The sequence below is a fragment of the Curtobacterium sp. YC1 genome (assembly GCF_016267665.1).
Lineage (GTDB): Bacteria > Actinomycetota > Actinomycetes > Actinomycetales > Microbacteriaceae > Curtobacterium.
Genome location: NZ_CP066341.1, coordinates 3,265,198 through 3,291,337, shown reverse-complemented (window position 1 = coordinate 3,291,337; position 26,140 = coordinate 3,265,198). Strand labels below are relative to the sequence as shown.

Annotated in this window: 26 protein-coding genes; 15 read left to right on the top strand and 11 right to left on the bottom strand. The window is 70.2% G+C overall.

Annotated elements, in window-relative coordinates:
- Nucleotides 1-24: 24 nt before the first annotated feature.
- A complete protein-coding gene (locus I8920_RS16230) occupies nt 25-4,170 on the bottom strand; it encodes a DUF6049 family protein (protein WP_232832766.1) in 4,146 nt (1,381 codons plus the stop codon).
- 127 nt (nt 4,171-4,297) lie between these two features.
- Between I8920_RS16230 and I8920_RS15620 the strand changes: the two genes are divergently transcribed.
- The 6 genes from I8920_RS15620 to dnaB all read left to right on the top strand — a co-directional run bounded on the left by I8920_RS15620 (nt 4,298) and on the right by dnaB (nt 9,704).
- Nucleotides 4,298-5,737: a CCA tRNA nucleotidyltransferase gene (locus tag I8920_RS15620; protein WP_198657171.1), complete on the top strand. Its 1,440-nt coding sequence runs from the start codon at nt 4,298-4,300 to the stop codon at nt 5,735-5,737.
- A gap of 175 nt (nt 5,738-5,912) precedes the next feature.
- Entirely contained in the window at nt 5,913-6,296 is a 384-nt protein-coding gene (gene rpsF, locus I8920_RS15615) for a 30S ribosomal protein S6 (RefSeq protein ID WP_198657170.1), read from the top strand.
- Nucleotides 6,297-6,299: 3 nt separating this feature from the next.
- A complete protein-coding gene (locus I8920_RS15610) occupies nt 6,300-6,878 on the top strand; it encodes a single-stranded DNA-binding protein (RefSeq protein WP_198657169.1) in 579 nt (192 codons plus the stop codon).
- A 100-nt stretch (nt 6,879-6,978) separates the two neighbouring features.
- Nucleotides 6,979-7,236 (top strand): 30S ribosomal protein S18, encoded by a 258-nt coding sequence (rpsR, locus tag I8920_RS15605; protein WP_017887834.1) that lies wholly within the window; start codon nt 6,979-6,981, stop codon nt 7,234-7,236.
- 14 nt (nt 7,237-7,250) lie between these two features.
- On the top strand, nt 7,251-7,703 hold the full coding sequence (rplI, locus tag I8920_RS15600; protein ID WP_198657168.1) for a 50S ribosomal protein L9: 453 nt from the start codon (nt 7,251-7,253) through the stop codon (nt 7,701-7,703).
- A gap of 636 nt (nt 7,704-8,339) precedes the next feature.
- Entirely contained in the window at nt 8,340-9,704 is a 1,365-nt protein-coding gene (gene dnaB, locus I8920_RS15595; protein ID WP_198657167.1) for a replicative DNA helicase, read from the top strand.
- A 123-nt stretch (nt 9,705-9,827) separates the two neighbouring features.
- Here dnaB and I8920_RS15590 read toward each other — a convergent pair whose 3' ends face one another.
- Nucleotides 9,828-10,304, bottom strand: coding sequence for a MarR family winged helix-turn-helix transcriptional regulator (locus tag I8920_RS15590; RefSeq protein WP_198657166.1), 477 nt, complete (start codon nt 10,302-10,304; stop codon nt 9,828-9,830).
- A gap of 79 nt (nt 10,305-10,383) precedes the next feature.
- Between I8920_RS15590 and I8920_RS15585 the strand changes: the two genes are divergently transcribed.
- A complete protein-coding gene (locus I8920_RS15585; protein WP_198657165.1) occupies nt 10,384-10,770 on the top strand; it encodes a hypothetical protein in 387 nt (128 codons plus the stop codon).
- A 316-nt stretch (nt 10,771-11,086) separates the two neighbouring features.
- Here I8920_RS15585 and I8920_RS15580 read toward each other — a convergent pair whose 3' ends face one another.
- A complete protein-coding gene (locus I8920_RS15580) occupies nt 11,087-11,878 on the bottom strand; it encodes an SDR family NAD(P)-dependent oxidoreductase (RefSeq protein WP_198657164.1) in 792 nt (263 codons plus the stop codon).
- A 107-nt stretch (nt 11,879-11,985) separates the two neighbouring features.
- Here I8920_RS15580 and I8920_RS15575 point away from each other — a divergent pair, with 107 nt between their 5' ends.
- Nucleotides 11,986-12,474, top strand: a complete 489-nt coding sequence (locus I8920_RS15575) for a MarR family winged helix-turn-helix transcriptional regulator (RefSeq protein WP_198657163.1) — start codon at nt 11,986-11,988, stop codon at nt 12,472-12,474.
- 392 nt (nt 12,475-12,866) lie between these two features.
- Here the strand turns inward: I8920_RS15575 and I8920_RS15570 are convergent, their stop codons facing one another.
- From I8920_RS15570 to I8920_RS15560, 3 genes are all read right to left on the bottom strand, one after another.
- Entirely contained in the window at nt 12,867-13,739 is an 873-nt protein-coding gene (locus I8920_RS15570) for an oxidoreductase (RefSeq protein WP_232832765.1), read from the bottom strand.
- A gap of 95 nt (nt 13,740-13,834) precedes the next feature.
- Complete coding sequence (locus I8920_RS15565) at nt 13,835-14,425, bottom strand: VanZ family protein (RefSeq protein WP_232832764.1); 591 nt, start codon at nt 14,423-14,425, stop codon at nt 13,835-13,837.
- Nucleotides 14,426-14,428: 3 nt separating this feature from the next.
- Complete coding sequence (locus tag I8920_RS15560) at nt 14,429-15,304, bottom strand: alpha/beta hydrolase (protein WP_198657162.1); 876 nt, start codon at nt 15,302-15,304, stop codon at nt 14,429-14,431.
- Nucleotides 15,305-15,421: 117 nt separating this feature from the next.
- On the opposite strand from I8920_RS15560, the gene I8920_RS15555 reads away from it, so the two are divergent.
- A complete protein-coding gene (locus I8920_RS15555; RefSeq protein WP_198657161.1) occupies nt 15,422-16,012 on the top strand; it encodes a TetR/AcrR family transcriptional regulator in 591 nt (196 codons plus the stop codon).
- Here I8920_RS15555 and I8920_RS15550 read toward each other — a convergent pair.
- Both I8920_RS15550 and I8920_RS15545 read right to left on the bottom strand, forming a co-directional pair.
- Entirely contained in the window at nt 15,954-16,364 is a 411-nt protein-coding gene (locus I8920_RS15550; RefSeq protein WP_198657160.1) for a VOC family protein, read from the bottom strand. The genes I8920_RS15555 and I8920_RS15550 overlap by 59 nt on opposite strands.
- A 97-nt stretch (nt 16,365-16,461) precedes the next feature.
- Nucleotides 16,462-17,157 (bottom strand): helix-turn-helix transcriptional regulator, encoded by a 696-nt coding sequence (locus tag I8920_RS15545; RefSeq protein ID WP_198657159.1) that lies wholly within the window; start codon nt 17,155-17,157, stop codon nt 16,462-16,464.
- Between the two features lie 243 nt (nt 17,158-17,400).
- On the opposite strand from I8920_RS15545, the gene I8920_RS15540 reads away from it, so the two are divergent.
- The 3 genes from I8920_RS15540 to I8920_RS15530 all read left to right on the top strand — a co-directional run bounded on the left by I8920_RS15540 (nt 17,401) and on the right by I8920_RS15530 (nt 21,923).
- Entirely contained in the window at nt 17,401-20,166 is a 2,766-nt protein-coding gene (locus I8920_RS15540) for an AAA family ATPase (protein ID WP_232832899.1), read from the top strand.
- Between the two features lie 149 nt (nt 20,167-20,315).
- Entirely contained in the window at nt 20,316-21,032 is a 717-nt protein-coding gene (locus I8920_RS15535) for an alpha/beta fold hydrolase (protein ID WP_198657157.1), read from the top strand.
- 54 nt (nt 21,033-21,086) lie between these two features.
- Nucleotides 21,087-21,923 carry an alpha/beta fold hydrolase gene (locus I8920_RS15530; protein WP_198657156.1) on the top strand — a complete coding sequence of 279 codons (837 nt, stop codon included), beginning with the start codon at nt 21,087-21,089 and terminating at the stop codon, nt 21,921-21,923.
- Between the two features lie 95 nt (nt 21,924-22,018).
- Here the strand turns inward: I8920_RS15530 and I8920_RS15525 are convergent, their stop codons facing one another.
- Nucleotides 22,019-22,672: an FMN-dependent NADH-azoreductase gene (locus I8920_RS15525; protein ID WP_198657155.1), complete on the bottom strand. Its 654-nt coding sequence runs from the start codon at nt 22,670-22,672 to the stop codon at nt 22,019-22,021.
- Between the two features lie 123 nt (nt 22,673-22,795).
- Here I8920_RS15525 and I8920_RS15520 point away from each other — a divergent pair, with 123 nt between their 5' ends.
- Nucleotides 22,796-23,224 carry a winged helix-turn-helix transcriptional regulator gene (locus I8920_RS15520; protein ID WP_198657154.1) on the top strand — a complete coding sequence of 143 codons (429 nt, stop codon included), beginning with the start codon at nt 22,796-22,798 and terminating at the stop codon, nt 23,222-23,224.
- Between the two features lie 68 nt (nt 23,225-23,292).
- Here the strand turns inward: I8920_RS15520 and I8920_RS15515 are convergent, their stop codons facing one another.
- Nucleotides 23,293-23,988 carry a helix-turn-helix transcriptional regulator gene (locus I8920_RS15515; protein WP_198657153.1) on the bottom strand — a complete coding sequence of 232 codons (696 nt, stop codon included), beginning with the start codon at nt 23,986-23,988 and terminating at the stop codon, nt 23,293-23,295.
- A gap of 70 nt (nt 23,989-24,058) precedes the next feature.
- Here I8920_RS15515 and I8920_RS15510 point away from each other — a divergent pair, with 70 nt between their 5' ends.
- Nucleotides 24,059-24,799, top strand: a complete 741-nt coding sequence (locus I8920_RS15510; protein WP_198657152.1) for an alpha/beta fold hydrolase — start codon at nt 24,059-24,061, stop codon at nt 24,797-24,799.
- Between the two features lie 109 nt (nt 24,800-24,908).
- On the opposite strand, the gene I8920_RS15505 is transcribed toward I8920_RS15510, so the two are convergent.
- Nucleotides 24,909-25,397, bottom strand: coding sequence for a MarR family winged helix-turn-helix transcriptional regulator (locus I8920_RS15505; protein WP_198657151.1), 489 nt, complete (start codon nt 25,395-25,397; stop codon nt 24,909-24,911).
- A gap of 119 nt (nt 25,398-25,516) precedes the next feature.
- Here I8920_RS15505 and I8920_RS15500 point away from each other — a divergent pair, with 119 nt between their 5' ends.
- The gene (locus tag I8920_RS15500; RefSeq protein WP_198657150.1) at nt 25,517-26,119 is read left to right on the top strand and encodes a hypothetical protein; all 603 of its coding nucleotides are present in this window, start codon (nt 25,517-25,519) and stop codon (nt 26,117-26,119) included.
- Nucleotides 26,120-26,140 lie beyond the last annotated feature (21 nt).

Sequence of the window (26,140 nt, the reverse complement as noted above, 5' to 3'; positions counted from 1 at the left end):
CGTGCGTGCGGTGATCGGCGTCGTTCAGCGGCCGAGCTTGTTCCGGAGCAGGGTGACCGCGTTGCCGATCTCGCCGTTCTTCGCGACGACGAGCGCCCCGAAGTACACCAGGGCCATCACCGCGCCGGTCAGGACGATGGTGATGAGGGCACCCGTGCGGTCGGACATCGCGAACCCGGCCTCGGAGAACGCCCCGAAGAAGTTGACGACGAGGAGCCCGGCGACGCCGGCGATCAGCGCGGCGATGACGAACTGCACGTGGGACCGCGTGACGACCGGACCCTCGATGCTGCCGAGCTTCCGACGCACGAGGACGAGCGCCACGATCGTCTGGGCAGTCCCGGCGATCGTCGTGCACGCCGCGACACCGATGCCGATCACCGAGGTCGGGAAGGTCGACACGGCGAGGGCACCGACCACGAACAGCACCGACTGGACGCACTGCATCAGGAACGGCGTGCGGTGGTCGTGCATGGCCCAGAACACCCGCTGGATCACGAACAGCATGCTGAACAGCACGAGCCCCGGCATGTACGCGACGAGGACGGCGCCGACCTGCAGCGCGCTCTCGAACGTGCCCTCGTACAGGCGACCGAACGGCACCGCGACGACGACCAGGGCGACGGAGGCGAAGACCGTGAAGAGCCCGATGATGCGGAGCGACAGCGAGAGGTTGCGGCGTACTGCGTCCAGGTCACCACGTTCGGCGTCATGACTCATGCGCGTGAAGTAGGCCGTGGCGATCGAGACCGCGATGATCGAGTGCGGGAGCATGAAGATGAGCCACGCGTTGCCGAGCACGGCGTTGCCGGGCCCGTCGTCCTGCCCCTTCCACGCCACGGCCGACTGCACGACCCCCGCGAGCTGCGTCACGAGGATCATCGCGAAGAGCCAGCCGGCCGCCGTGCCCGTCGACTTCAGACCGACACCGCGCCACCGGAAGTCCGGTCGGAACGTCAGTCCGGCGCGCTTCCAGAAGAAGGGCAGGAACGCCGCCTGGGCGAACACCCCGAGCGAGGCGCTGCCGGCGAGCAGGGCGATCTTCGCCGGTGTCCACTCGTCGAGCTGGCTGCCGCTGCCGCCGTACAAGGCGATGAAGACCACGAGCCCGGCGATCGCGATGACGTTGTTGAGCAACGGCGCCCACGTGAACGGCCCGAACACCTGCTTGGCGTTGAGGACCTCGCCGAGCAGGGAGTACATCGCATAGAAGAGGATCTGCGGCAGGCACCAGAAGGCGAAGGCGACCGCGAGGTCGGTGGCTGCCGGACCGGCGTCCGACGAGGAGGACGTGTAGAAGCGCACGAGCAGCGGCGCGATCGCCGTCGCGACGACCGCGATGACGATGAACACCGAGCCACCGAGCGTCACGATCTTGTTGACGTAGGACTGCCCGCCGTCGGTCCCGTTCTTCATCGCGCGGACGATCTGCGGGATGAGCACCGCAGACAGCAGACCCCCGGCGATCAGCGCGTAGATGTTGTTCGGCAGCTGGTTGGCGACCGCGAAGGCGTTCGCCGAGGGGCTCGCGTTCTGCCCGATCGCGTAGGCGAGCACGAAGGTCTTCGCGAAGCCGAGGATGCGGCTCACCATCGTGCCCGCGGCGAGCATCGCGCTCGCGCGGCCCAGGTTGCGCTCGGCGCCCTGCTCGGCGTCGACGTCGGGCTGGGGCTGGCTGCTGCTGATGGTCGGCTCCTCGGGGTCACGGTCGTCCGCGACGGTGTTGCGTGCGGTGTCGGACGGGAGGCGCGGTTCGGCCCCGGCACGAGCGATGGCGTCCTGCAGGGGGTCGCCGCCCGGTGCTGCGACCGCGGCCGAGGCCGGGCTCGCGTCGCTCAGACCCGCTCCGACGCCGGCGACACCGGCTGCGCCGGTGCCGGACCCGGCCACGTCCGGGACGGTGGAGGCGGCGGCGGGGTGATCCGAGCCTCCAGGCCGCTCTGTGGGCGCCGGGGTGCCTCCGACCGTGGGCTGGACCGCCAGGGGGCGGTTCGGGTCCTCGTCGTCGTCGTCGACCTCGCCGTTGCGACGTCGGGCGCGCTTGCGGATGCTGCGGAAGATGCCGAAGCCGAAGATGCCGATCAGGGCGATCGCCGCGGCCGCCGTGATCAGCGTCTCCCACTGCGCCTGCACGTTGAGCTCGACCGTCGCGGGGTCGGAGATCGTGACGCCGGTCGGGCTCGACAGCGACATGGTGAGCTGGACCGTGCCGTTCGCCACCGACTGCACGGGGACGGTCGTGCGGGTGGAGGAGTCGGGCTGGATCTCGACGACGATGTCGTTCCGGACGACCCGGAGCGCGGAGTTGGACGGTCGCACCGACAGGCGCACGGTGACCGGGTGGGCGGAGCTGTTCCGGATGGAGACCGGCAGGGCGGACTGGTCGCCGAGCAGGGTCAGGCTGCTCGAGTCGACGATGCCGACCTCGGTCGTGCTCTTCGCCCATGCGGCGGTGCGCGCCTCGATGGCGGACCCGAGCCCCTGCGGGTCGTCACGCCAGGCGTTCGACGCGAGTGCCAGCAGGCGGAGTCGAGCCGGAGCGGTGATCTCGGCGGGTGTGTCGAGGACGGTGGCGAAGGCCGCGAGCCCCTGCTCCCCCCGCACCAGGCGGCGGAGGTCGTCGATGCGGGCCTTCCCGGTGGAGGCACTGCTGAGCGTGAGCGAGCCGGCGACCGCGTCCGAGGCGACGGAGAGGTCGGCGGGGGCGACCCACGCCGTGTTCTCGAGGGCGTCGAGGGCCTGGCCGAGGCGGGTCGAGTCGGACGGCCACTCCCGCCCGAGCGTCAGCAGGATCGGCCCGGCGGCGGACTCGGTGGGGACGGCCGTGGCGAGGGTCGCGGTGAGCTCGGACATCGACGACGCGTACGTCTGGCGGTCGCCGGCGGTCGCGGCGGTGCGGAGGAGCGACGACATCGACTGGTCGGACACGAGCACGTGCTCGTCGCCGATCTTCTCGGACGCGGCGATGGTGGTGTCCGGTCCGGCCGAGGTGTTGCCGCTCGACACGATCGTTGTCTCGGTCCCCGCGCGTGCCAGTGCCGGCAGGTCGGCAGAGGACACCGTTCCCTCGGTCGGCCAGGCGATGGACTCCATCGAGTACGGGAAGTCGAGCAGCGACTCGGTGGTCGGCAGGGTCTCCTGCGGTTCGTCGGTGCCGTCGTCCGGGGTCTCGCCCGGCGCGGCACTCGGGGTCGGCGACGTGGTCTGTCCCGGGGTGGCGGTCGGGGTCGGCGCCGGGGTCTCGGCGCCGGGGAAGTCCTCGGGATCGACGGACTGGTCGAGCGAGATCGGCGACAGGATGCCGTCCGCGCCCGCCTGCCGCAGGCCGGTGACGTCGGCGTCGGCGTAGGGCAGCGCGAAGGTCTCGTTGCGGAGCGACTCGAGGCGCTGCAGCCAGGCCGTCGCGCTCGACGGCGCGTTGTCGCCCAGGATCCGGATCGACGCGATGATCCGGGGGTCGACGGCGACGGCGACGTTGTGGTCCTCGGCGGCACGCAGCTGCTGCGTGAGGGTGCCGTCGATCGACGTCGCGGCGGCCAGCACCGCGGGCGTGAGGACGCCGTCGGTCGACCTCGGCACGGTGACGGGCATGGCCACGGAGACGCTCACCGGTGCCTGCACGAAGTCGGGGTACCAGGTGATGGCGGAGCGGTCGACGGCGAACGCGTCCCCCGCCGTGTACTCCGCGGCGATGCGTCGGGCACCGAACGTGGAGTACCCGCCGAGTGCGACGTTGCCCGAGACGATCTCGACCGAGTCGATGGTCACCGAACGGTGCGCCGGGATCGCCGGGATGTCCACCGAGTCCATCAGGGCACCGAGGTAACCGGTTGTGGTGGTGTCGCTGAGCCAGCTCGCCAGGACGGCTCGTGTGCTCACCGAACGGAAGATGTCGAACTCGGCCGTGCCCGCGGGCAGGTCGGCGTCGGTGTCGTTCGTGACCGTCACCGACAGGGTGAGGTCCTGGTCGCGCTGCACGACCCCGCGGTTCGCCGGGGCGATGGCGATGGTCGCCTTGCCCTCGTCGGCGGCGGCCGGAGCGGCGGCGTGCGTCTTCGGCACGGAGACCGTGGCGGCCGAGGCGTGGTCGGTGGTGACGGGCGCGACGACCAGGCCGAGCGCGACGAGGGTCGACGCGGCTGCGGCGAGCGTGGTGCGGAGCATCTGCATACGAGGAGCGGGCCACGGGGTCGGTTCGGGCCGAGCACGAGTGTATGAGGCACTGCCATGAACAGGTCCCGTGCGCGCGGGGTTCGTGGAGAACTCGGGGCCTCGATCTGGGAGGATGAGCACCGTCATGCAGTCCGTTGCCCAGGCCGTCGAACGACTCGACGCACTCGCCGCCACCGAGCCCGTCGCCCTCCTCGCTCGGGCCTTCGCCGACGCCGGACACGAACTCGCCCTCGTCGGCGGACCCGTCCGTGACGCGTTCCTCGGCCGGCCCGTGACCGATCTCGACTTCACCACCGACGCCCGTCCCGACGCGATCCTGCGGATCGTGGACCCGATGGCGAGCGCCACCTGGGACGTCGGCCGACAGTTCGGCACCATCGCCGCGCGGATCGCCGGCGAACAGGTCGAGATCACCACGTACCGCAGCGACGTCTACGACGGTGAGACCCGCAAGCCCGAGGTCGCGTTCGGCGACACCATCGAGGACGACCTGCTCCGCCGTGACTTCACGGTGAACGCCATGGCCCTGCGGCTGCCGGCCCGCGAGCTCGTGGACGTGCACGGCGGTGTCGAGGACCTGCTGGCCGCCCGCCTGCGCACCCCGCAGGCTGCGCTCGTGTCCTTCCGGGACGACCCGCTGCGGATGATGCGAGCGGCACGGTTCACGTCGCAGCTCGGGTTCACGGTCGACGACGACGTGCGGGCCGCGATGCAGGAGCTCGCCGGGTCGATCGACATCGTGTCGGCCGAGCGGGTGCGCGACGAACTCGTCAAGCTGCTGAACACGAGCGACCCGGTGCCCGGCATCCGGCTGCTCGTCGACACCGGGCTGGCCGAGCGGTTCCTGCCGGAGCTGCCCGAGATGCGCCTGGAGATCGACGAGCACCACCACCACAAGGACGTCTACGAGCACTCGCTCACCGTGCTCGAGCAGGCCATCGGGTACGAGGCCGAGCGGCACGCCGGCGATCCCCCGGACACCGTGCTCCGACTCGCGGCACTGCTGCACGACATCGGCAAGCCGGCGACCCGCAAGCTCGAACCGGGCGGCGCCGTCAGCTTCCACCACCACGACCTGGTCGGCTCGAAGCTGGCGAAGAAGCGGCTCCGTGCCCTGCGGTTCGACAACGACACGATCGCCGCGGTGTCCCGCCTGATCGAGCTGCACCTGCGGTTCTTCGGGTACACCGAGGGCGCCTGGACCGACTCGGCCGTCCGCCGCTACGTCCGCGACGCCGGGGACCAGCTCGAGCGACTCCACGAGCTCACCCGCTCCGACGTGACCACGCGGAACCGGCGGAAGGCCGACCGCTTGGCGTTCGCGTACGACGACCTGGAGGACCGCATCCGGGTGCTGTCCGAGCAGGAGGAACTCGACTCGATCCGGCCGGACCTGACCGGCGACGACATCATGCGGATCCTCGACATCCCACCGGGGCGTGCCGTGGGCGAGGCCTACCGGTTCCTGCTCGAGGCGCGGATGGACGAAGGACCCCTCGGGTCCGACGAGGCCGAGGCGCGCCTGCGCGCCTGGTGGAGCGCCCGAGGCGACACCAGCGCCTGATACGCGACCGCCTGACGGGCGCGACCGCTCTCCACAGGCCGGTGGCGCGCCTCCAGGCAGTCCGGTAGGCTACCCAGGTTGCCCCTCGCGCACCTGCGTTGACGGGGCACATGCATCAACCCTCCTGCCCCGGGAACTGCCCGGGGCCGCTGAGACCAGAGGAGGTGGGTTCCGCATGCACCAGTACGAACTGATGGCGATCCTCGACCCCGAGATCGACGAGCGCACCGTCGCTCCCAGCCTGGACAAGTTCCTCGCCGTGATCCGCAACGCGGGTGGCACCGTGGACAACGTGGACGTCTGGGGCCGTCGCCGCCTGGCCTACGAGATCGCCAAGAAGTCCGAGGGCATCTACGCCGTCGTCGACTTCACGTCGACCCCCGAGGCCGCCAACGAGCTGGACCGTCAGCTCGGGCTCTCCGAGGCCGTGCTCCGCACGAAGGTCCTCCGCGCCGAAGAGGGCATCGCGCAGGTCGCCGCCCAGAAGCAGCGCGACGAGGCACGTGCGGCCCGCAAGGCCGCCAACGCGTCCGCAACCGCGACCGCGAGCGCCGAGTAACCCGTGGCCGGCGAAACCGTCATCACGGTGGTGGGCAACCTCACCGCGGACCCCGAGCTGCGCTACACGCAGAACGGGCTCGCCGTGGCGAACTTCACCATCGCGTCGACCCCTCGCACGTTCGACCGTCAGGCGAACGAGTGGAAGGACGGCGACGCGCTGTTCCTCCGCGCGAGTGTGTGGCGCGAGTTCGCCGAGCACGTGGCGGGGTCGCTGACGAAGGGCTCGCGCGTCATCGCGCAGGGTCGTCTGCGTCAGCGTTCCTACCAGGACCGTGAGGGTCAGCAGCGCACGAGCATCGAGCTCGAGGTCGACGAGATCGGCCCGTCGCTCCGGTACGCCACCGCACAGATCACCCGCGCAGCGGGTGGCAGTGGCGGCGGCGGTCGTGGCCAGGTCGGCGGAGGCAACTCCGGCGGCGGTGGCAACGGCGGCTGGAACGGCGGCGGCAACAACAACGGTGGCGGTCAGTCCGACGCGCCGTGGTCCCCGCAGGGTGGCCAGCAGGGTGGCGGCAACGCACAGTCGAACGACGTGTGGAGCACCCCCGGCGGCAACTTCGACGACGAGACCCCGTTCTGATCGGAGCACGCAGCGCCGCCTGACAGCGGCAACTGCGAGTTCCGTTCTGATCCTCAGCGTCCCGACGGACACACAACTCTTCTTCTAAGGAAAAACCACAATGGCTGGAAAGAGCACCGGCGATCGCCGGAAGCCTCGCGGCAAGGGCGGCAAGAACGCCGCTCCCGCGAAGTCGATCAAGGTCGGCGTCATCGACTACAAGGACGTCGCGACCCTTCGCAAGTTCATCTCGGAGCGTGGAAAGATCCGCGCCCGTCGCATCACCGGCGTCTCCGTCCAGGAGCAGCGCCTCATCGCCCGTGCCGTGAAGAACGCCCGTGAGATGGCGCTCCTCCCCTACGCCGGCTCCGGCCGCTGATCGGAGGTCGACACATGTCGAAGCTCATCCTCACCCACGAGGTCTCCGGCCTCGGTTCCGCCGGTGACGTCGTCGACGTCAAGAACGGCTACGCCCGCAACTACCTCATCCCCCAGGGCTTCGCTGTCGCGTGGTCCAAGGGCGGCGAGAAGCAGGTCGAGTCGATCCGTGCCGCGCGTACCGCGCGCGAGCTCGCCACCATCGAAGAGGCACAGGACCTCAAGATGAAGCTCGAGAACGCCACCATCCAGCTGTCGGTCAAGGCCGGCAAGGACGGTCGTCTGTTCGGCTCCGTGCGTCCGGCGGACGTCGCTGACGCCGTCCAGGCGCAGGGCGTCGGCTCGCTCGACAAGCGCAAGGTCGAGGTCCCCGCGACCATCAAGACCGTCGGTGACCACGAGGCCACCGTGCGTCTGCGCGAGGACATCACTGCCGTGATCTCGCTCAAGGTCGTCGCTGCCAAGTAGCACTGACGTTCCGCTCCACGACGGGCGGGTCTCCTCCGGGAGGCCCGCCCGTCGTTGCGTGTGTGGGGTACTGCGGGCGGGGTCGGGTCGGCTGGAGTCGGGTCGGCTCGGGTCGCTTCGTGAGCAGGAATGGTCGGCTCGCGGGGCCGGACCCGACATCTTCTGCTCACGATGCGTCGGACTGGAGGCGCGGCTCGGCTTGGGCTGGCTGGTTACCGCTCTGCCGCACCCTCGGCTTGCTGGGAGCGACCCGAGAACGCTCCCCACAGGGGAGGCGCTTGTCAAGTCGTTTTACACAGTGGAAACGTGTCAAATCGGAACCTTCAACGCGCACTTGAAGCCCACTTTTCCACACACCGTCTGAAACTCGAAACCCCAGGTCAGGCGGTCGAAACTGTGTTCCCATGGCTTGTTATCCCCAACCCAGTCCACAGTTCTCCACACTGCGGTTCGGCGTGTTCCGCAGCCTCTCCACAGAGTTATCCACAGGGGCATTTGTTGGGGATAACTCTGAGGCCGTAGCTTGGCCCAGCGACTCGGGGATGTCGGTTGCCGGGGGTAAGAACGGGGTGCGGACCCGGGTCGGTGGGCGTCGTCCCGCAGGGTTTGGTCCGCGTCGTCAACAGAGGAGAGCGTGTGTCGATCGCACATCTTGAGCCCGCACCGCAGGACTACGCGGAGCGCGGCACGGAACGGACCCCGCCGCACGACATGCTCGCCGAGCAGTCGACCATCGGCGGCATGCTCCTGTCGAAGGACGCCGTCGCAGACGTCATCGAGACGGCTCGGGGCGTGGACTTCTACGTGCCCAAGCACGAGGTCATCTTCGACGCCATCCTGTCGCTCTACTCGCACGGTGAGCCGACCGACGTCATCGCCGTCACCGACGAGCTGACGAAGACCGGTCTGCTGTCACGAGCCGGCGGCGCCGAGTACCTGCACAGCGTCACGAGCATGGTGCCCACGGCCGCGAACGCCGGGTACTACGCCGGGATCGTGGCCGAGAAGGCCGTGCTCCGTCGCCTGGTCGACGCCGGTACCCGCATCGTGCAGATGGGCTACGCCAGCGAGGGTGAGGTCACCGACCTCGTCAACAGCGCCCAGGCCGAGGTCTACAACGTGGCCGGCGGCGTGCAGACCGAGGACTACGTCCCCCTGACCGACGCCATCTCCGCCGCCCTCGACGAGATCGAGGCCGCCAAGGGCCGCGACGGCCAGATGACGGGGGTGCCCACCGGGTTCGCGCAGCTCGACGGCCTGACGAACGGCTTCCACCCCGGACAGCTCATCATCGTCGCCGCCCGACCGGCACTCGGGAAGTCGACGCTCGCGCTCGACCTGTGCCGCGCCGCCGCCATCAAGCACGACCAGACCGCCGCGTTCTTCTCGCTCGAGATGGGTCGCGCCGAGATCGCGATGCGTCTGCTGTCCGCCGAGACCAGCGTCCCGCTGCAGAACATGCGCAAGGGCACCGTCGACTCCCGCGACTGGACCACCATCGCGCAGACCCGCGGTCGCATCAACGACGCCCCGTTCTTCATCGATGACTCCCCCAACATGACGCTCGTCGAGATCCGGGCCAAGTGCCGACGTCTCAAGCAGCAGCACAACCTGAAGCTCGTGGTCATCGACTACCTGCAGCTGATGACCTCGGGCAAGAAGGTCGAGAGCCGCCAGCAGGAGGTCTCTGAGTTCTCGCGTGCGCTCAAGCTGATGGCCAAGGAACTCCAAGTGCCGGTCATCGCGCTGTCGCAGCTGAACCGTGGGCCCGAGCAGCGTGCCGACAAGAAGCCCCAGATCTCCGACCTGCGTGAGTCCGGATCGATCGAGCAGGACGCCGACATGGTGATCCTGCTGCACCGCGAGTCGGCGTACGAGAAGGACAACCCGCGTCAGGGTGAGGCGGACCTGATCGTGGCGAAGCACCGTAACGGGCCGACGGACACCATCACCGTGGCGTTCCACGGGATGTTCTCTCGGTTCGTGGACATGCCGCAGTAAGAGGCGTGTCGTCCGCCAGCTGACTTGTCCGACTGCCACGCACCGTGTCTGCAAGACGGACGTGGACACGCTGTTCGGCAGTACCGACGGGCCACGTCGACCAGGGGTCCACCGGAGGACCCGCTATCGGACACCTTCGTGGGTGGGATCTCCGGTTTCGGTCGCCGCCAGCGGTGTGGCGGTGAAGCGTGACAAGAGCGTCGCGAGCGCCGCGCGATCAGCCTCGGACCAGGTGCTCGTGTGGTCGGCGATCACGGTCTCCAAGCGGCGGCGAGCTTCGTCGATGGCTGTGCGGCCCCGCGGTGTGAGCGTGAGAAGGGCTTGGCGTCGGTCGCGCGGGCTGGGCTGCTGGGCGACGAGGCCGGCTTGGATCAGTTCTGAGGCCCGTCGGCTCACGACGGAGCGGTCGAGGCCGAGGTCTGGAGCCAGAGACGCTGCCGAGCGTGGTTCGCCGGATCGCGCGAGCGAGCTGAGGATCGGGTAGTTCGCCTCGGTGAGCCCCGGAGCCACGCCGAGCGTGACGCTTCCGTAGAGCCCGCTGCGGAACCCGCGGGTGAGGATCACGCCGAGGGCGTTCGCGATCGTTGCTGCTGCGTCCATGCCTCGAGCATACGTGTGCAAGTCGCACACATCCCTGCTACCGTCCGTCTGTGCAAGTTGCACGGAATGGAGATGCACCATGGCCGACATCGCGGCAGCGCTGAAAGCGCTCCTCAACGACCGAGACAGTTCCGTCGATGAGACGATCGGGCGGTACTTCGCCGACGACTACCGGCAGAAGACTGACGGCATGTGGAGCGATCGTGCGCAGTTCGAGGACCACATCACCCACTTGCGAGGAATCGTGGCGCATGCCGAGGTGCGAGTCCTCGACGAGCTCGTCCAGGGCACGGCCTACGCGGACCGACATGAAGTTCATGCCACGAAGGTGGACGGGACGCTCGTCGTGCAGGAGGTCTACCTCTTCGCCACCCTTGCAGATGATGGACGGTTCTCGGAGGTGCACGAGGTGACCTCCCTGCTTCGCGGAAGCGAAGCCGACCGGAGCATGGGAACGGCCTCGTAAACCCGACCGCCCAACTCGGTGACGGACGGCCGAGCCGCCGGCAGGATCGGCCGTTCGTCCTCTTGGGAGGCCATCGGCTGTTGAGGCGACGAGAGGGGCGGGGCAGTCAGATCATGCGGCGCATCATACGTTCGGCGATGCGGAAGTCCGCGTCGACAAACCACCCGGTTGCCTTGCGGATGCACGATTCCCGGTACTCCCGCTGCGGCGGAGTCGACACCGCTAGGAATGTGCGGCGGTGGCCGATGCTGCGCCGGCACTGCAGGCTCAGCAAGACCGATGAAGAGCGCGAGCAGTCGGCAAATCCGCGCTGCGCCTACAGGAGGCCCGTGAGCACCCCGCCGTCTGCTCGGACGGCTGCACCGTTCGTCACGGACGCCACGGGGCTCGCGAGGTACGTCACGAGCGCCGCGATCTCGGCCGGCGCGATGAACCGTTCGAGCAGAGTGGTCTGGTTCTCGCCGATGATCGCACGCTGCACCGTCTCGACGGGCAACGACCTGGCCGCCGCGATCGCGTCGACCGTCGACGCGACGCCGTCCGAGTACGTCGGCCCGCCGAGCACGGTGTTGACCGTGACGGCGGTGCCGCGCGTCCGCTTGGCAAGGCCGTTGCCGAGGGCGATCATCGCTGCCTTCGTCACGCCGTAGTGCACCATGTTCGCCGGCACGTTGACGCCGGACTCACTGCTGATGAAGACGATGCGGCCCCAGCCTCGTTCGAGCATCCCACCCAGGAGGTGTCGCGACAGCCGGACACCGCTCATCACATTCACCGCGAAGTACCGTTCCCAGTCCTCGTCCGCCACGGACTCGAAGTCGGCGAGGCCGAACAGCCCGACGTTGTTGACCAGGACGTCCACCTGGCCGAGGTCCTCGAGCAGTCTGGTGACGGCGTCAGGGGCGGCGAAGTCCGCCACGATCCCCGTGGGGGCGGAACCGGGGTGCTCACGCCCGAGGCGTTCGACGGCGTCGTCGACCCGGGCGCGATCCCGGCCGTTCACGATCACCCGCGCGCCCTCGGCTGCGAGTGCGGAGGCGATCGCGTACCCGATGCCCTGCGTCGATCCACTGATGAACGCCGTCTTGTCCCGGAGCTGCAGGTCCACGGTTCCTCCTCGGTCTTCTCACGCCGGACGACGCAATGACTTGCTTGAGCAAGCACTGTACGGCCGGTCGCTTGCCTGAGCAAGTCACGTCCGGCTACCTTGGGGACATGGCGAGACCGACGATCACCGAGGAGCAACTCGAGGTCTGGGCAGCCGTGGCGACGCTGCTCGAACGGTTGCCAGCTGCCCTCGACGCGCAGCTGCAGCGGGACAGCGGGCTCTCCCACTTCGAACACGGCGTGCTCACCGCACTCGACACCGCTCCGGACCGGACGCTACGGATGAGTACCCTTGCCGGGTACGCGAGTTCGACACTGTCGCGGCTGTCCCGAGCGGTCACGCGACTCGAGCGGAGGGGATGGGTCCGCCGTGTCGTCGACCCGGCTGACGGCCGATTCACGCTCGCGGTGCTGACCGGCGACGGACACGAGAAGGTCGCAGGATCGACGCCCGCACACCAGGCCCTGGTCCGGCGGTTGGTCTTCGACACCATCAGTGCCGAGCAGGCGCACCAGCTCGGCGACATCGCGCGCGTCATCGCGGTCGCGGTCGACACTGCACCGACGTGGCAGCCGCCGTCAGCGAGCGACACGTGAGCCGCACCTTCCGCTGCCCTCGAAGGAGAACGATGGACCTGTCGATCGTTCGCCGCAACCAGTCTCGGTGAAGGATCGGCTCCACACGAACTCCAGCCGATCAGGGCCGACGCACGGGCAGTGAGATGTGGCAATCCGGTAGCCGATCGCTGACGAGAACCGTGGCCAGCACCGCGGGCGCCCACACTTGGCCCGGCTCGAACGGGCTGCCTCCCTCTCCCAGACTCGGCCGGGCCCTGTGGGCGGGTGACCGGCTAGGGCAAGCCACAGGAATCGTACTGTGGCGCTCGGTTGCTCTGCATCAGTATCCGACAGCCGACCGGCTACCGAACGCGCGATCATCGATCAGCCGTCAAACCCATCGCCGTGCTCGTAGTCGACCGGTGGCAGGACTACCCCGGCCCGTCGCTCGCCGCCGCGAGCAGCGGCACCACGACGTCGCCGACGGGCGTCGGGATGCCGTACCGACGCCCCAAGCGCCCGATGACACCGTTGCGCGCCTCCCACTCCAGAGGCCTCCCGTCCTCGCGGTCGCTGAGCATGGAGGTGCCCATGTCGGACGGGAAGGCACGGAACTTCTCGAGGAGGCGTTCCGGTTCGTCGTCGGCGAGGTCTGCTCCGTCGGCTCGGGCGACGGCGAGGCATTCGCGGAGGTAGGCCAGTGCGACTCCCCCGACGTCACCGCGGTGGAACATCCCCGCTCGTCGCCCCGTGAGGGCCATGAGCCCGGCCACCGCGTTCTGCAGCAGCTTCTGCCAGGCGAGCGTCCGGAAGTCCTCAGCGATCTCGAGCGCGCAACCCGTGTGCTGCAGCAGATCCCTGATCCGGTCTGCTCCGTCGGTACGGGGAACGGTGAGCCGCGGTGTCCCGCGGAGTCGCACCATGCCGTCCGGGCGGCGCTCTGCGGGGAACCAGACGATCGCCGGCACGACGGTCGATCGCGGGACGAGCGGCGCGACGGTCTCGATCTGCTCGATGCCGTTCTGCAGCACGCAGACCACGGTCGACGGCTCACAGAGTGCGGTGAGCCAGGGTTCGGCCGCGGCGGTCTGTGTCGCCTTCACCGCGAGGAACACGACGTCTGCGGCCGCGGTGCTGCGCGTCGGGTCGGTGAGGACGGGCCCGGGGACCGTCACCGCACCCCGATCCGTGTCGAGTTGCAGGCTCCCGCGTGGGGAGCGGCCCGCGATCGTCACGGCGATGTGGCGTTCGTGCAGGAGCGCGGCGATCGTGGTCCCGATGGCGCCCGGGCCGATGACGGCCACGCTCGGAGCCTCCACCACGGTCACCACGGGGACGGCCTAGGCGGGGCCGGATCCGATCCGGTCAGCGCTGGCGACCTGTCGCGGGAGCTCATCGGCTAGCGGATCGGTGCGGCGTCGCGGGAGCGTGCGCCGGAGTGGTCTCGCGCCCGGGAGGGCCAGCGGAAGCGGTCCGACAGCGCTGCGAGCGTGGGCTGCCTGCGTGCGAGTGTGAAGCACCCGTAGCCGACCAGACCGCCGACGATGTTGCTCAGCCAGTCGTTGACGTCGGCGATGTGGCCACCCGCGGCGAGGCCTGCGGCCAGGAACTGGACCACCTCGATGCCGAGGCTCGCTCCTGCCGTGATCGCGAGGACGCGCCACCAGGTCGGCCGGGCGAGGAGGAGCGGGACGAGGATGCCGAGCGGGAGGAAGACGAGGGCGTTGGTCACGGCGTCGCGTACCTCGTAGCCGACGACCGGGACCAGGTTCAGCGGGAGCGGCTGTGGTTCGTCGGACCCGGGCGAGTCGAGGTAGATCGGGAACACCGTGTTCGCGAGGATGCCGCCGGCGTAGACCGCCAGGGCCGCGGCCACGCTCGCGCGCGGCAGGGTGACACCGTGGCGTGCGTGCAGGATGCACAGCAGCACGAGGAAGAAGGCAGCACTCAGCGGGATCACCACGGGCAGCATCGGTACCTGGTCGAACATCGGTCACGGCCTCCTGGAGTGGCACGTCGTGAGGTAGCTCAGGAACGACGCCTGCAGCCCCGTCACGTGGGTCTCGTGCAGCATTGCACGTGAGATGTCCTGTCCTCGTCCCTTGTGGTCCAGCTCGTCGAGGATCGAGAGCACGTTCCGTGCCATGCCGCGGTAGATCGGGAGGTCGCCGAGGACCTCGACCTCGTTCAGCGTCACGTGGAGCCGCGGTGCCGGCCCGTCCGGAGTGTGCTGCGGGAGGGCATCGACCATCGCGAACATCTGACTGTCCGGGATCGTGACCCCGGGAGTGCCGGCGCCGAACGTCGCGAACGGAGCGGCGGAACGCAACCAGGCGTAGAGCGCGAAGAGGCCGCCGTACGAGTAGCCGAACAGGCCGTGTCCGGTGTCGCTGACCCGGTACTGCGACCGCAGTCGTGAATGGAGCTCGGCGGTCAGGAAGTCCAGGAAGACGTCGGCGTGCGTGTCCTCGAGTTCCTCGAGGTACGCGTCGGCCTGTTCGTCGGTCATCCTGCCTGCTCGCCGGGCCGCCGTCACCGTCGCGACCATCTCGTCGCTGACACGCTCGCCGGGCGGGACGAGGTCGCGGTTGCGGACCTGTGCCCAGTCGGCGGCTTCCGCGCCGGCGTACCCGACAGTCACCTGGATGTACGGAGCAACCGACAAGAACGGGTCCGACTGGGTGACGATCAGCGGAGCGGTCAGGCCGACGGCCCAGTTGCCGTCCACGACGTAGATCAGCGGCAGGGGATCCGTGGACTCCGCGTACCCGGGCGGTGTCGTCACCCAGACGGCGTAGCGGTGCCCCGACTGCGCCGTCACCTCGAAGTACTCCGTGTCCGGCAGACAGCCGTGCAGGATCCCGCTCATCGACCCTCGTCCTCCCTCGATCCGAACCGTCGGTCGGCCCTTGCGTCGAACTCACCACTGGTGAGTTCGACGTCTGCGATGATACTCACCACTGGTGAACTGGTCGGAGGAGGTGGCATGAGAGCACCGGCTGGGCAGGGGAAGCAGCGCCTCCTGGACGCCCTGTTCGACGAGTTCGGAGCCGGTGGACCGAACCCGAACCTGTCGATCCGGTACATCGCCGAGCGCCTCGACGTGCACCACACGTTGCTGACCTACCACTTCGGCTCCCGGGCAGGCCTGTTGGCCGCCATCCTGGCGGAGGCGCGTGCCCGCGACAACGCCGCGATCGCCGCCATCGACCCGGAGATCGGGTTCGGTCCCCTGTGTCGGGCCGTCTGGCGCCGCTACTCCAGCGCGGAGCACGACGATCGAGCTCGCGCGTTCTTCCACGTGGTCGGCCTCGCGGTTCACGAGGGCGAGGCCTTCCCTGATCTCGGGGCCGCCACCGACGGGCTGACGGGCATCCTCGAGGCGGCAGCGATCCGTGACGGGTACGCACCGACGGACGCCAGGCAGCAGAGCCTGATCGCCATCGCCGGCCTGCGCGGCCTGCTGCTGCAAGGGCTCGTCGACGCGGACGCCGACGTCGATGCAGCCGCAGAACGGTTCATCGCCTCCCTGGCACCGGAGTCGCACCCTCCGCCCGGTCGGTGGTCGGCGTGCTGAACAGGTTGACGACGTTGCCGTCGGGGTCACGGACCAGTGCGGAGCGGTTGCCCCAGGGCATCGTGGTCGGTTCGAGGACGACGTCCTCGCGCTCGGGCTCGAGCCTGGCGAGAGCGGCATCGACGTCAGCGACCTCGAACTCGATGAACACGGACCGGTTCGTCGCGGGAGCGAGCGCGCCGCCCAGCATCGTGACGGTCGCGGTGCTGGCGATCGCGAGGTTCGCGCCGGGGCCGCTGAACTGCGCGAAGACCGGGGCGGGGCGCTCGGCCTGCCGGCCGGTGACCCGCTCGTAGAACGCGACGAGACCGTCGAGGTCGTCGGTGACGATGCGGATGGATGCGAACGACATGGGCTTCCTCCAGGAGTGCTGTGCAGGTGGGAGCATCAGCATCACCGGTCGTCGCGACACCGTCCTGTCGGTGTTTCGCGAAGACGTCGGCTGCTGATCAGTCGTCGACGACGGACCGGAGTCGTCCGTACTGGATCGCGAGGTCCTCGGCGCGGAGCGTGCGCACCGGAGGCCGTTCGTCGGTGACGCTGACCGAGAGCATCCGATCTCCGCGGAAGGCCCGCACCTCCTGTCGGAGCCGGCACCAGGCGATCAGGTACCACTGCCCTCCCTTCTCGATCGACCCCAACGGTTCGACGTCGCGACTGGACTCCGCGCCGCCGGCATCCTGGTAGCGCAGCTGCACGACACGGTCCGCACGCAGCGCCTCGGCGAACTCGACCGGTGCGGTCGTGTGCTCTTCACTCTCCAGGAAGTGCACCCGGGATGCGAAGGCGCTGGCACGTGCGGCGTCCCGGTCCGGCATGACCGCGAGCACCTTCCGGGCGGCGGTCTGGGCAGACTGGCGGAACGGGCTGTGGCGGAGCGCGCCGAGCCCGATCAGCACCGCGAGGGCTTCATCCAGCGTGAACCCCGCCGGGCCGAGCGTCGCTGAGGCGTCGATGACGTACCCACCGGTCCGGCCGGGTTCCGCCCAGATCGGCAGACCCGACTGCTGCAACGCGGCGAGATCCCGCTCGATGGTCCGCACGGACACCTCGAAGCGTTCCGCGAGACGACGGGCGCTCCGCGGGCGCGGGGACACGGCTCGCAGTTCCTCCACGAGACCGTAGAGACGATCGGTCCGGTTCACCGACCCATCATCCGACACGTCGCCTCCCCCGCGTCGAGCGGGAGCAGCGGACGGGCGGTCCGCCACACCGGATCGCTGCGTCCGCAGCGACCCTGACGGGAGGCCCGGTGCAGGTGGGTCGACCGGCTCACCGGCACCGCGCCTCCAGTCCGCTGCTCAGCGCGGGCCCGCGGGACGGCCGGCGGTCCCGGCCAGGGCGGCGGCGGCACCGCTGCCGACCGCTGCCATACTGACGACGTGACGATGGTGCAGCCCGTCATCGGGCGTGAGCGGGAGCGCGCGGCCCTGCGGGATGCGGTCCGCGACGTCGCCAGCGGTGGTTCCGCGTTGGTGATCGACGGCGAAGCGGGCATCGGGAAGTCGTCGCTGGTCGCCGATCTGCTCGAGTACGCGAAGACCCGTGACGTTCGAGCGATCACGACGACCGGCACCCTGGCGGAGTCGGCGGAGCCGTACGCCGCGCTCCACATGCTCCTGTACCCGTTGCGGGGCGGCATCGTGGACCTGCCGGCGCCGCAGCGACGTGCCCTGGACGTCGCGTTCGGTGTCGCGACGGGCATCCAGCCCTCGCCGCTGCTCGCCGGCCTCGCCGCGCTGACACTGCTCTCCGACGCCGCCGCCGGACGTCCGCTCCTGGTCGTCGCCGAGGACCTGCACTGGATGGACGCCTCGTCCGAGTGGGCGATCCGCATGATGGCCCGTCGTGTCGGCGAGGACCCGGTCGTCATCGTCATGACGACGCGGGACACCGACATGGTCGAGACGCCGGGGATCCGACGCCTGCACCTCGGTCCGCTCGACGAGTCGGCTGCCGACGAACTGCTCGACGGCATCTCCGGAGCGCCCACGGGGCAGGCCCGACGCGACCTCGTGCTCCGGGCCGAGGGCAACCCGCTGGCGCTGCACGAGCTCGGGCGGTCGGCTGCCGTGGTGGACCGCATCCGGGAACGCCCCGTCGTGGGCCGGGTCGAGCAGGAGTTCGCCGCGCGGTACACGGAGCTGGACCAGTCCGTCCGGTTGGCGATCCTCGCCGTGGCGCTGTCCGGCGGCACCAGTGCCGAGGAGGCCGCCCGGGTCGCCGCGCGTGCCATCGGCCGGTTCCCGTCGCCGGACTGGACGGAGCAGGCCTCGGCGTCGTCGCTCCTGGAGTGGGTCCCACCGCGTGCCATCCGGTTCCGGCACCCGCTCGTGCAGTCCGCCGTCCTGCTCGTGACGTCGCCGTCGGAACGCACGGCGGTGCTGCGGTCGCTCGTGCTCGAGCACCAGGACGACCCGGCGCGGACGATCTGGTGGCGCGCCGAGCTCGCCACCGGGCACGACGACCCCCTGGCGGACGAGATCGTCGCGCTCGGCGACGGACGCACCGCCATGTCCGACCCGTTCGTCGCGAGCCGGGCGTACGAGCGTGCGGCCGAGCTGACGTCGGACGTGGCGAGACGGGTGGAGCGGCGCATCGTGGCGGCAGAGCTCGCCGGACTGTCCGGCAGGACGTCCGAAGCGGCCCTGCTGGTGCAGCGCGCCCGCGACGAGGCACCGCGCGGTCTGCTCGCGGCTCGGGCGGCGTGGGTCGCCGAGACGCTGCCCACCGGTCGGACCGGCCTGGCCGTCGGCGACCTCGGACCGGCGCTCCACGCGGTGTCCGACATGCAGGCGGCCGGCGGCATCGAGCACGCCACCGACGCACTGCTGCACCTCGCCGCGATCGCGTGGGACCACACCGCCGAAGCGGACCCGGGCGACCCGATGCTCGTCGTCGTCGAGGCCCTCTCGCTGCCCGAGGACGACCCGCGGGCGCTCCTGCTCGCAGCCCGGACCGAGCCGGTGGCGCGCGGTGACCGGGTGCGGGATCTGGCACTGGCGGCGGCGCCGGCGGCGCACGACGAAGCGTCGGCGTGGCTCCTCGGCTACGCGCTGAACCTGGTGGGCGACATCGACACCGCCCGGGTCCTGCTCGATCGTGCCCTCGCGAGCATGCGGGCGCGCGGTGAGCTGCGGACGTTCCCGCAGGCGCTCATGGGGACCTCGATGACCACGTACCTGTCCGGCGACGTCGCCAGGGCACGGGTCCTGGCGGAACAGGCCGCGTCGCTCGGCCGGGACCTCGGCGACGCGGGGTTCTCCGCAGCGGCCCGGTGTGGACTCGCGTGGTTCGACGCGCTCGAGGGCGAGTACCCCGACGCCGAGCGGATCGCCGGCGGGACCGAGGCCGGCGCGCAGGTGCTCCGCTCGAGTGCGATGCGGGCGACGCTCCTCGGCGCGACGGGGTCGGCGCACCTGCTGGCCGGCCGGGCAGCGGACGCGCTCGAGCCCCTCCGACGGCTGTTCGACCCCGACGACGACGCCTACAACCCGTCCTTCGCCGTGCTGACCTCGCACGACTACGTCGACGCAGCCCTGGAGTCCGGCAACCGAACGGCCGCCGAGCAGCGGCTGGCGGACCTCGAGCAGCTCCACGCGCGCTGGCACGCCCCCATGGTGCGCGCCGCCCTCGACCACGCGCGGACCGCGCTGCTCCCGGACGACGAGCTCGAGGCGGCGTGGGCGACCCTGCAGCACGAGCGGTGGCCGATCCCGTACCTGCAGGCCCGAGCGCTGTTGCGACTCGGTCGCCGCCTGCGTCGGGGGAACCGCAGCGCCACCGCACGCGCCGTCCTGCACGCCGCCCTGGACCTGTTCGAGTCGATGCCGGCGCCGACCTGGGAAGAGCGGACGCGCGACGCCCTCCGTGCCACGGGCGAGCGCATGCCGACCGACGGGCAGCGGAGCATCGAGCTGCTCACCCCGCAGGAGTTGCGCGTCTGCACGCTCGCGGCCCAGGGACTGAGCAACCGGGCCATCGGTGAGCACCTGTTCGTCTCGCCCAGGACGGTGGGCGCCCACCTGTACGCGGCGTTCCAGAAGCTCGGGGTCTCGAGCAGGCAGCAGCTGCCGGCGGTCCTCGCGCCCGCGTCCGGCGGGGTCACGGCGCCGACTGCGTCACGCGCCCGGCCGACCCACGCGACCGACTGACGCGGCCGACTCAGTCACCCGACCGTCGATCTCGGTCACGGTGACCGATGTGCACCACCGGCCCCTCGCCCTAGCGTCTCGGACGGGAGCACACGCTCCCGCCACCGCCCCGGGTCCGGCACCAGCCGTGCACCAGGAAGGACCGCGCCGTGACCGCGTCACCCACCATCGTCCTCGTGCACGGAGCCTTCGCCGACGCCGGCATCTGGGCGCCCGTCACCCGGCTCCTGCTCGACCAGGGCCACACGGTGCTCGTCCCGCCCGTGTTCAACCGGAGCCTGTCCGGTGACGCGGCCTGGATCCGGTCGTTCGTCGAGCAGATCGACGAACCGGTCCTGCTCGTCGGGCACTCCTACGGCGGTGCGGTCATCACCGTCGCCGGCGTCGCCGAGAACGTCGTCGGCCTCGTCTTCGTCGCCGCGTACGCACTCGAAGCCGGCGAGAGCCTCGGTGCCCTGCAGGGCGGTTTCCCCGACAGTGACCTCGCCGCCAACCTGGTCTACGCGCCGTACCCCGTCGACGGGGCCGAGCCCGGCACCGACGTCTCCGTGGCCGTCGACGCCTTCCCCGCCGTCTTCGCGGCCGGCCTCGACCGCCGGCAGGCCGAGGTCCTCGCAGTCTCGCAGCGTCCGCTGTCCGCCGCCGCGTTCGGCGAGACCGCGTCCGTCGCGGCGTGGAGGACCAGGCCGTCCTGGGGCATCGTCGCCGGTGCCGACCACACCATCAACCCGGACGTCGAACGCTTCGGCTACCACCGCGCCGGCGTCCGCAGGGTGCTCGAGATCGACGGGCCGCACCTGGTGATGCAGACGCACCCCACCGAGGTCGCGGCGTTCATCACCGACGCCGTCGCCGAACTCGGCTGACCCTCCACGACCACCACGACCACCCCGACCGACAACACGCACAGGAGAACACCCATGGGTTACGTGACCACCGACGACGGTGCAGAGATCTACTTCAAGGACTGGGGCGACGCCGACGCGCAGCCGATCGTCTTCCACCACGGCTGGCCGTTGTCGTCCGACGACTGGGACGCGCAGATGCTGTTCTTCCTGGCCGAGGGCTTCCGCGTCGTCGCGAGCGACCGACGCGGCCACGGCCGCTCGTCGCAGATCGCCACGGGCCACGACATGGACCACTACGCGAGCGACGTGTCCGCGGTCGTCGAGCACCTCGACCTGCACGACGCGATCCACATCGGTCACTCGACCGGTGGTGGCCAGGTCGCCCGGTACGTCGCCCGGTACGGCCAGCCCCAGGGCCGGGTCGCCAAGGCCGTCCTGGTGGCCGCCGTGCCGCCGCTGATGCTGAAGACCGACGCGAACCCCGAGGGCACCGACATCTCGGTCTTCGACGGCTTCCGCCAGGCGCTCGCCGCCAACCGCGCGGAGTTCTTCCAGGCCGTCGCCTCCGGCCCGTTCTACGGCTTCAACCGTGACGGTGTGACGCCGTCGGAGCCGGTCATCGCCAACTGGTGGCGTCAGGGCATGACGGGCAGCGCCGTCGCGCACCACGAGGGCATCAAGGCGTTCTCGGAGACGGACCAGACCGAGGACCTGCGCGCCATCACCGTCCCCGTCCTCGTCCTGCAGGGCGACGACGACCAGGTCGTGCCCTACCAGGACGCCGCCCTCAAGCAGGCCGATCTGCTCAGCGACTCGACCCTCAAGATCTACGAGGGCTACCCGCACGGCATGCTGACGACCCACGCGGACGTCCTCAACGCCGACATCCTCGCGTTCATCCGCAGCTGACGTCGCTGACGCTGCGTCCGCAGCGACCCTGACAGGAGGCGCGGTGCAGGTGGGTCGATCGACTCACCGGCACCGCGCCTCCCGTCTTCTGCTGTTCATGCGGCCCTCGGCACGGTCGCCAGGGCGCGGCCGTGGCGGGCCGCCTGGTCCTCGGCGCGGACGCGCAGCTCGTCGGCGAGCTCCGTGAACTGGTCGAGAGCGGGGTTCACCCCGACGAGCGTGAACTCGCGGGTCACGACGTCGAGGTCGAGCTGCCAGACGTCCTCGAGGATGCGCCGCATCCAGGCCGTGGCGTGGTCCCAGCCCTCCCGGGGCGTGCCGGCGGAGTAGTTGCCGCCCTGCACCGTGACCAGGACGGCTGGCTTGCCCGCGGTGGCGGGTGCGGCGCCGGCTGCCATGCGCGGGTCGGTCAGCACGAGGTCGACGTACGACTTGAAGTGCTGCGAGACGCCGAAGTTGTAGAGCGGCACGGCGAACAGCAGCGCGTCCGCACTGGTGAGCTCGTCGGTCAGTTCGCTCGCCAGGGTGACCGCGGCGACCTGGGCCGGCGTGCGCTCGGACTCGGGCGTCACGGACGCTGCGACGGCGTCGGCCCAGGCGGTGGCGGGCACCGGATCGGTGCCGACGTGGCGGCGGGTCACCGGAGCGTCGGCGTGCGCAGCGCTCCACTCGGTCTCGACGATGTCGCCGAGCGCGCGGCTGGCGGAGCCCTCGGTGCGGATGCTGGCGTCCAGGCGGAACAGGGTCATGGCACTCCTTCGATCGTCCCGGGCCAGGAACCCGGGGTACGGTTACGATCGGTAACCCTGCCCGCCGGGGTCCCGTTACCGCAAACGACCCCCTGTTACCCGGCAGTGACCACGGGAGCCCTCATGACGGACCGGACAGCACTGCAGCAGTTGCAGGCCAGGCTCGACCAGTCGATGCCCACGATGGCCGAGCTCTGCACGAGCGAGGAGCCGGAACTCTTCCGGTCGCTGCTGGCGCGGATGGGCGACAAGTGGACCCTGCTGGTGATCGGCGTGCTCGGCGACGAACGGCGGCGGTTCACCGAGCTCTCCGAGGTCATCCCCGGCATCTCGCGCCGGATGCTGACCGTGACCCTGCGTGCACTCGAGCGCGACGGACTCGTGTCGCGCACGGTCCACGCCGAAGTGCCGCCCCGTGTCGAGTACGAGCTCACCGCGCTCGGGTGGTCGCTCCAGTCCGTGGCCCTGGCCCTGGCCGACTGGGTGCGGGAACACCAGGAGGTGATCGTCGGCAACCGGCAGGAGTTCGACGGCGACGTCGGCGATCGATGACGACGACGCCCCGGCGGGGCTGACGGTGCGACCAGGACGTCAGCAGTGATGTCCGCCGCGCTCGGTGCTCACGAACGGCCGTGCGCGGGTCGCGCGTGCTCCGGAGGGTCGCCGACCTCCCGCACCGTGTGCCCGGCGCACGGCTGCGCAGTGACGCTCGCACGTTCGATGCGGGTCACCGCGAACCAGCGGATCGCATCCCGGAGCCGGCACCACGCGACGAGGTACCACTGTCCGTCGGTGGAGGCGAACAGGACGGGTTCGACGTCGCGGACCGTTCGGGCGCCGGCGGCGGAGCGGTACCGGACACGGAGCACCCGCTGCGCTGCCATGCCTTCCTCGAGCGCGGACTGCACAGCGCGCGTCGGGCCACGGACGGCGTTCACCCACACGCGGCCAGCGAGCTCGACCGCACGCTCTCTCGTGATCGGATCGAGGACGTCGAGGATCGTCTGCACACCGGTCGCTGCCTGGTCGGAGTACGGGGCGTCGGGTGCGGCGGCGACGGCCGCCAGCAACGCGGTCGCCTGCGACGGCGACAACGTCACCGGCGCGAGCGTGTTCCCCGCGACGAGTCCGAACCCACCGCCCGGGCCCGGCCGGGACCAGACCGCCGCGCCGCTGTTCGCCAGCGCGGCGAGGTCGCGCTTGACCGTACGCGTCGACACGGAGAACTCGCGGGCCAGTCGCTCGGCGGTGTACCCACGAGCGCCTCCACGCCGCAGCATCTCCGACATCGCGTGCAGACGCTCGGTGCGTTTCATCGAAGCCGTCGAGAGATCATGACGGAGATGGTGACACACAGCTGTCAACGCCGGCCAGCACGCTGATCACATGACAACGCTTCCTCCGCACAAGACGCCCCTCGTCCTCATCGCCGGTCACTGGCTCGGTTCGTGGGCATGGGACGCCGTCACCCAGGAGTTGGACGCAGCAGGATGGCGACCGGCACCGATGACCCTGCCGGGACTCGACCCCGAGGATCCGGACCGCACCACGAGGTCCCTCGCCGACCAGGTCGCTGCGATCGAGCGGCTCAGCGAGCATCTCGGGGTGTCCCGGACCGAGCCGGCGGTGATCGTCGCCCACAGCGGTGCGAACGCCCCGGTGAGCGTCTTCATCGATCGCCATCCGGATCTCGTCCGTCGCGTCGTCTGGGTCGACTCCGGGCCGATGGCGTCCGGGTCGGCGTTCGCGGCTGACCTCCCGGACGGGGTCGTGGAGCTGCCGCTGCCGCCGTTCGACCAGCTCGCCGGGCAAGCCAGCATCGAGGGCCTGAGCGACGCGGACCTGGAGCGGTTCCGGGATCGAGCCGTGACGCAGCCGGCCTCCCTCCTCCGCGATCCCGTCGTGCTGCACGACGAGGCACGCAGGCGTGTGCCGACGACGTTGGTGTGCTGCTCGTTCCCGAGCGCGCAGGTCATGGAACTCGCTCGTGGAGGGCATCCGATGTTCGCGCCGGTCGCCGAGCTGGAACGAGTCGACGTCGTCGACCTGCCGACGGGTCACTGGCCGATGTGGAGCCGTCCCGGGGACCTGGCGCGGGTGATCGCAGACGCGGCCGCACGTCAGTAGGTCGTGCAGTGGCGGCGTGTGGGACCCGAGGTCGGAGATGCCGGGCCTCGGCCCTGGGAAGGCTCGGCTCGACGATCGTGCCGAGCAGCCTCGAGACTCGGGCCAGCCGTCACTTCCCGGTCGTGTGTTCCACGTCTGCTGTGCTCGCGGCACGGAACGCATCCGCCATGCGCCCGGTGAACTCGATGAAGATCTCCGCGCTCTCGCGGGGCAGCGAGGAGTGGAGTACTGCCCGGTACGCGGACCGGAGCGTGCCCACGATGGCGAAACCGTCTGCGGACAGCTCGATCCGCACGCTCCGCCGGTCATCAGGGTTGCGGACCCGATCGAGGAGCCCTCGCTTGGTCAGCCGGTCCAGGAGGGCCGTCACGGCACCGGTCCCCATCTCGAGGTAGGTCCCGAGTTCCTTCGGGGTGCGGTCCACGTCGGCCGCGCCCAGGAACTTCAGCGCGCGGAGGTCCACCGGGTTCAGGTCGTGCGCGACCGCGAGGTGCTGGATCAGGTGCGCGTGCTCCACCTGGGCGGCGTAGAACGCCGCGACCGCGTCGTCGAGCAGCCGGTCGTCGAGGGCGCCGATCTCGTGGCTCACCGCAGGCATGCCCCCATCCTAGCGGTCTGAACGATATCCGTTCTGCACGAAATTCGGTTGACTCGAAATTCGAGGTGTAGGGTCTCTAGTAGATCGATTTTCGAGTCATCCGAGATTGGAACCCCCCTTTGCGCATCCCGAGCCGCACCCTCTCCCGCGTCGCCACCTTCGCCGTCATCCCTGTGGCACTCGTCGCCGCCGGTGTGGCGGTGTCCACCGCGTCGTACTCGGCGTTCTCCGCGACCACCAGCGACAACGCCAACAACTGGTCCATGGGCTCCGTGGCGCTCAGCAACGATGCGACCAACGGCGCGCTGTTCTCCGCGTCGAACCTCAAGCCCGGCGCCACCGGCACCAACTGCATCGCGGTGACCTCGAGCGGGTCGCTCCCGAGCGCGGTGAAGCTCTACGCCACGGACGTGCACCAGACCAACGCGCTGGCCTCGTACGTGACGCTGCAGGTCAAGCAGGGCACCGGTGGTGGGTACGGCACCTGCAGCGGCTTCACCCCGTCCTCCGGCGCCGAAGGAACCCTCTACAACGACTCGCTCGCCACGTTCGCGACCACCCGCACGAACTACGCCACCGGCATCGGCACCTGGAAGCCCACCGGCGACAAGGCCGACAGCCGGACCTACCAGATCACCTACACCGTCTCCCCCGACGCCCCCGCGTCGCTGATGGGCGCCACGGCGAGCCTCGGCTTCACCTGGGAAGCCCAGAACTCCTGACCCCGGTAGGAGGAGTCGACC

Bases quoted from the DNA above. Each gene is read 5' to 3' on its own strand.
- I8920_RS15520 (WP_198657154.1), top strand. From the start codon at position 22,796: ATGACGGACCGGACAGCACTGCAGCAGTTGCAGGCCAGGCTCGACCAG.
- I8920_RS15565 (WP_232832764.1), bottom strand. From the start codon at position 14,425: ATGTTCGACCAGGTACCGATGCTGCCCGTGGTGATCCCGCTGAGTGCT.
- I8920_RS15540 (WP_232832899.1), top strand. From the start codon at position 17,401: ATGGTGCAGCCCGTCATCGGGCGTGAGCGGGAGCGCGCGGCCCTGCGG.
- rpsF (WP_198657170.1), top strand. From the start codon at position 5,913: ATGCACCAGTACGAACTGATGGCGATCCTCGACCCCGAGATCGACGAG.
- I8920_RS15550 (WP_198657160.1), bottom strand. From the start codon at position 16,364: ATGTCGTTCGCATCCATCCGCATCGTCACCGACGACCTCGACGGTCTC.
- rpsR (WP_017887834.1), top strand. From the start codon at position 6,979: ATGGCTGGAAAGAGCACCGGCGATCGCCGGAAGCCTCGCGGCAAGGGC.
- I8920_RS15510 (WP_198657152.1), top strand. From the start codon at position 24,059: ATGACAACGCTTCCTCCGCACAAGACGCCCCTCGTCCTCATCGCCGGT.
- I8920_RS15575 (WP_198657163.1), top strand. From the start codon at position 11,986: ATGGCGAGACCGACGATCACCGAGGAGCAACTCGAGGTCTGGGCAGCC.
- rplI (WP_198657168.1), top strand. From the start codon at position 7,251: ATGTCGAAGCTCATCCTCACCCACGAGGTCTCCGGCCTCGGTTCCGCC.
- I8920_RS15620 (WP_198657171.1), top strand. From the start codon at position 4,298: ATGCAGTCCGTTGCCCAGGCCGTCGAACGACTCGACGCACTCGCCGCC.
- I8920_RS15530 (WP_198657156.1), top strand. From the start codon at position 21,087: ATGGGTTACGTGACCACCGACGACGGTGCAGAGATCTACTTCAAGGAC.
- I8920_RS16230 (WP_232832766.1), bottom strand. From the start codon at position 4,170: ATGCAGATGCTCCGCACCACGCTCGCCGCAGCCGCGTCGACCCTCGTC.
- I8920_RS15515 (WP_198657153.1), bottom strand. From the start codon at position 23,988: ATGAAACGCACCGAGCGTCTGCACGCGATGTCGGAGATGCTGCGGCGT.
- I8920_RS15585 (WP_198657165.1), top strand. From the start codon at position 10,384: ATGGCCGACATCGCGGCAGCGCTGAAAGCGCTCCTCAACGACCGAGAC.
- I8920_RS15560 (WP_198657162.1), bottom strand. From the start codon at position 15,304: ATGAGCGGGATCCTGCACGGCTGTCTGCCGGACACGGAGTACTTCGAG.
- I8920_RS15590 (WP_198657166.1), bottom strand. From the start codon at position 10,304: ATGGACGCAGCAGCAACGATCGCGAACGCCCTCGGCGTGATCCTCACC.
- I8920_RS15525 (WP_198657155.1), bottom strand. From the start codon at position 22,672: ATGACCCTGTTCCGCCTGGACGCCAGCATCCGCACCGAGGGCTCCGCC.
- I8920_RS15555 (WP_198657161.1), top strand. From the start codon at position 15,422: ATGAGAGCACCGGCTGGGCAGGGGAAGCAGCGCCTCCTGGACGCCCTG.
- I8920_RS15505 (WP_198657151.1), bottom strand. From the start codon at position 25,397: ATGCCTGCGGTGAGCCACGAGATCGGCGCCCTCGACGACCGGCTGCTC.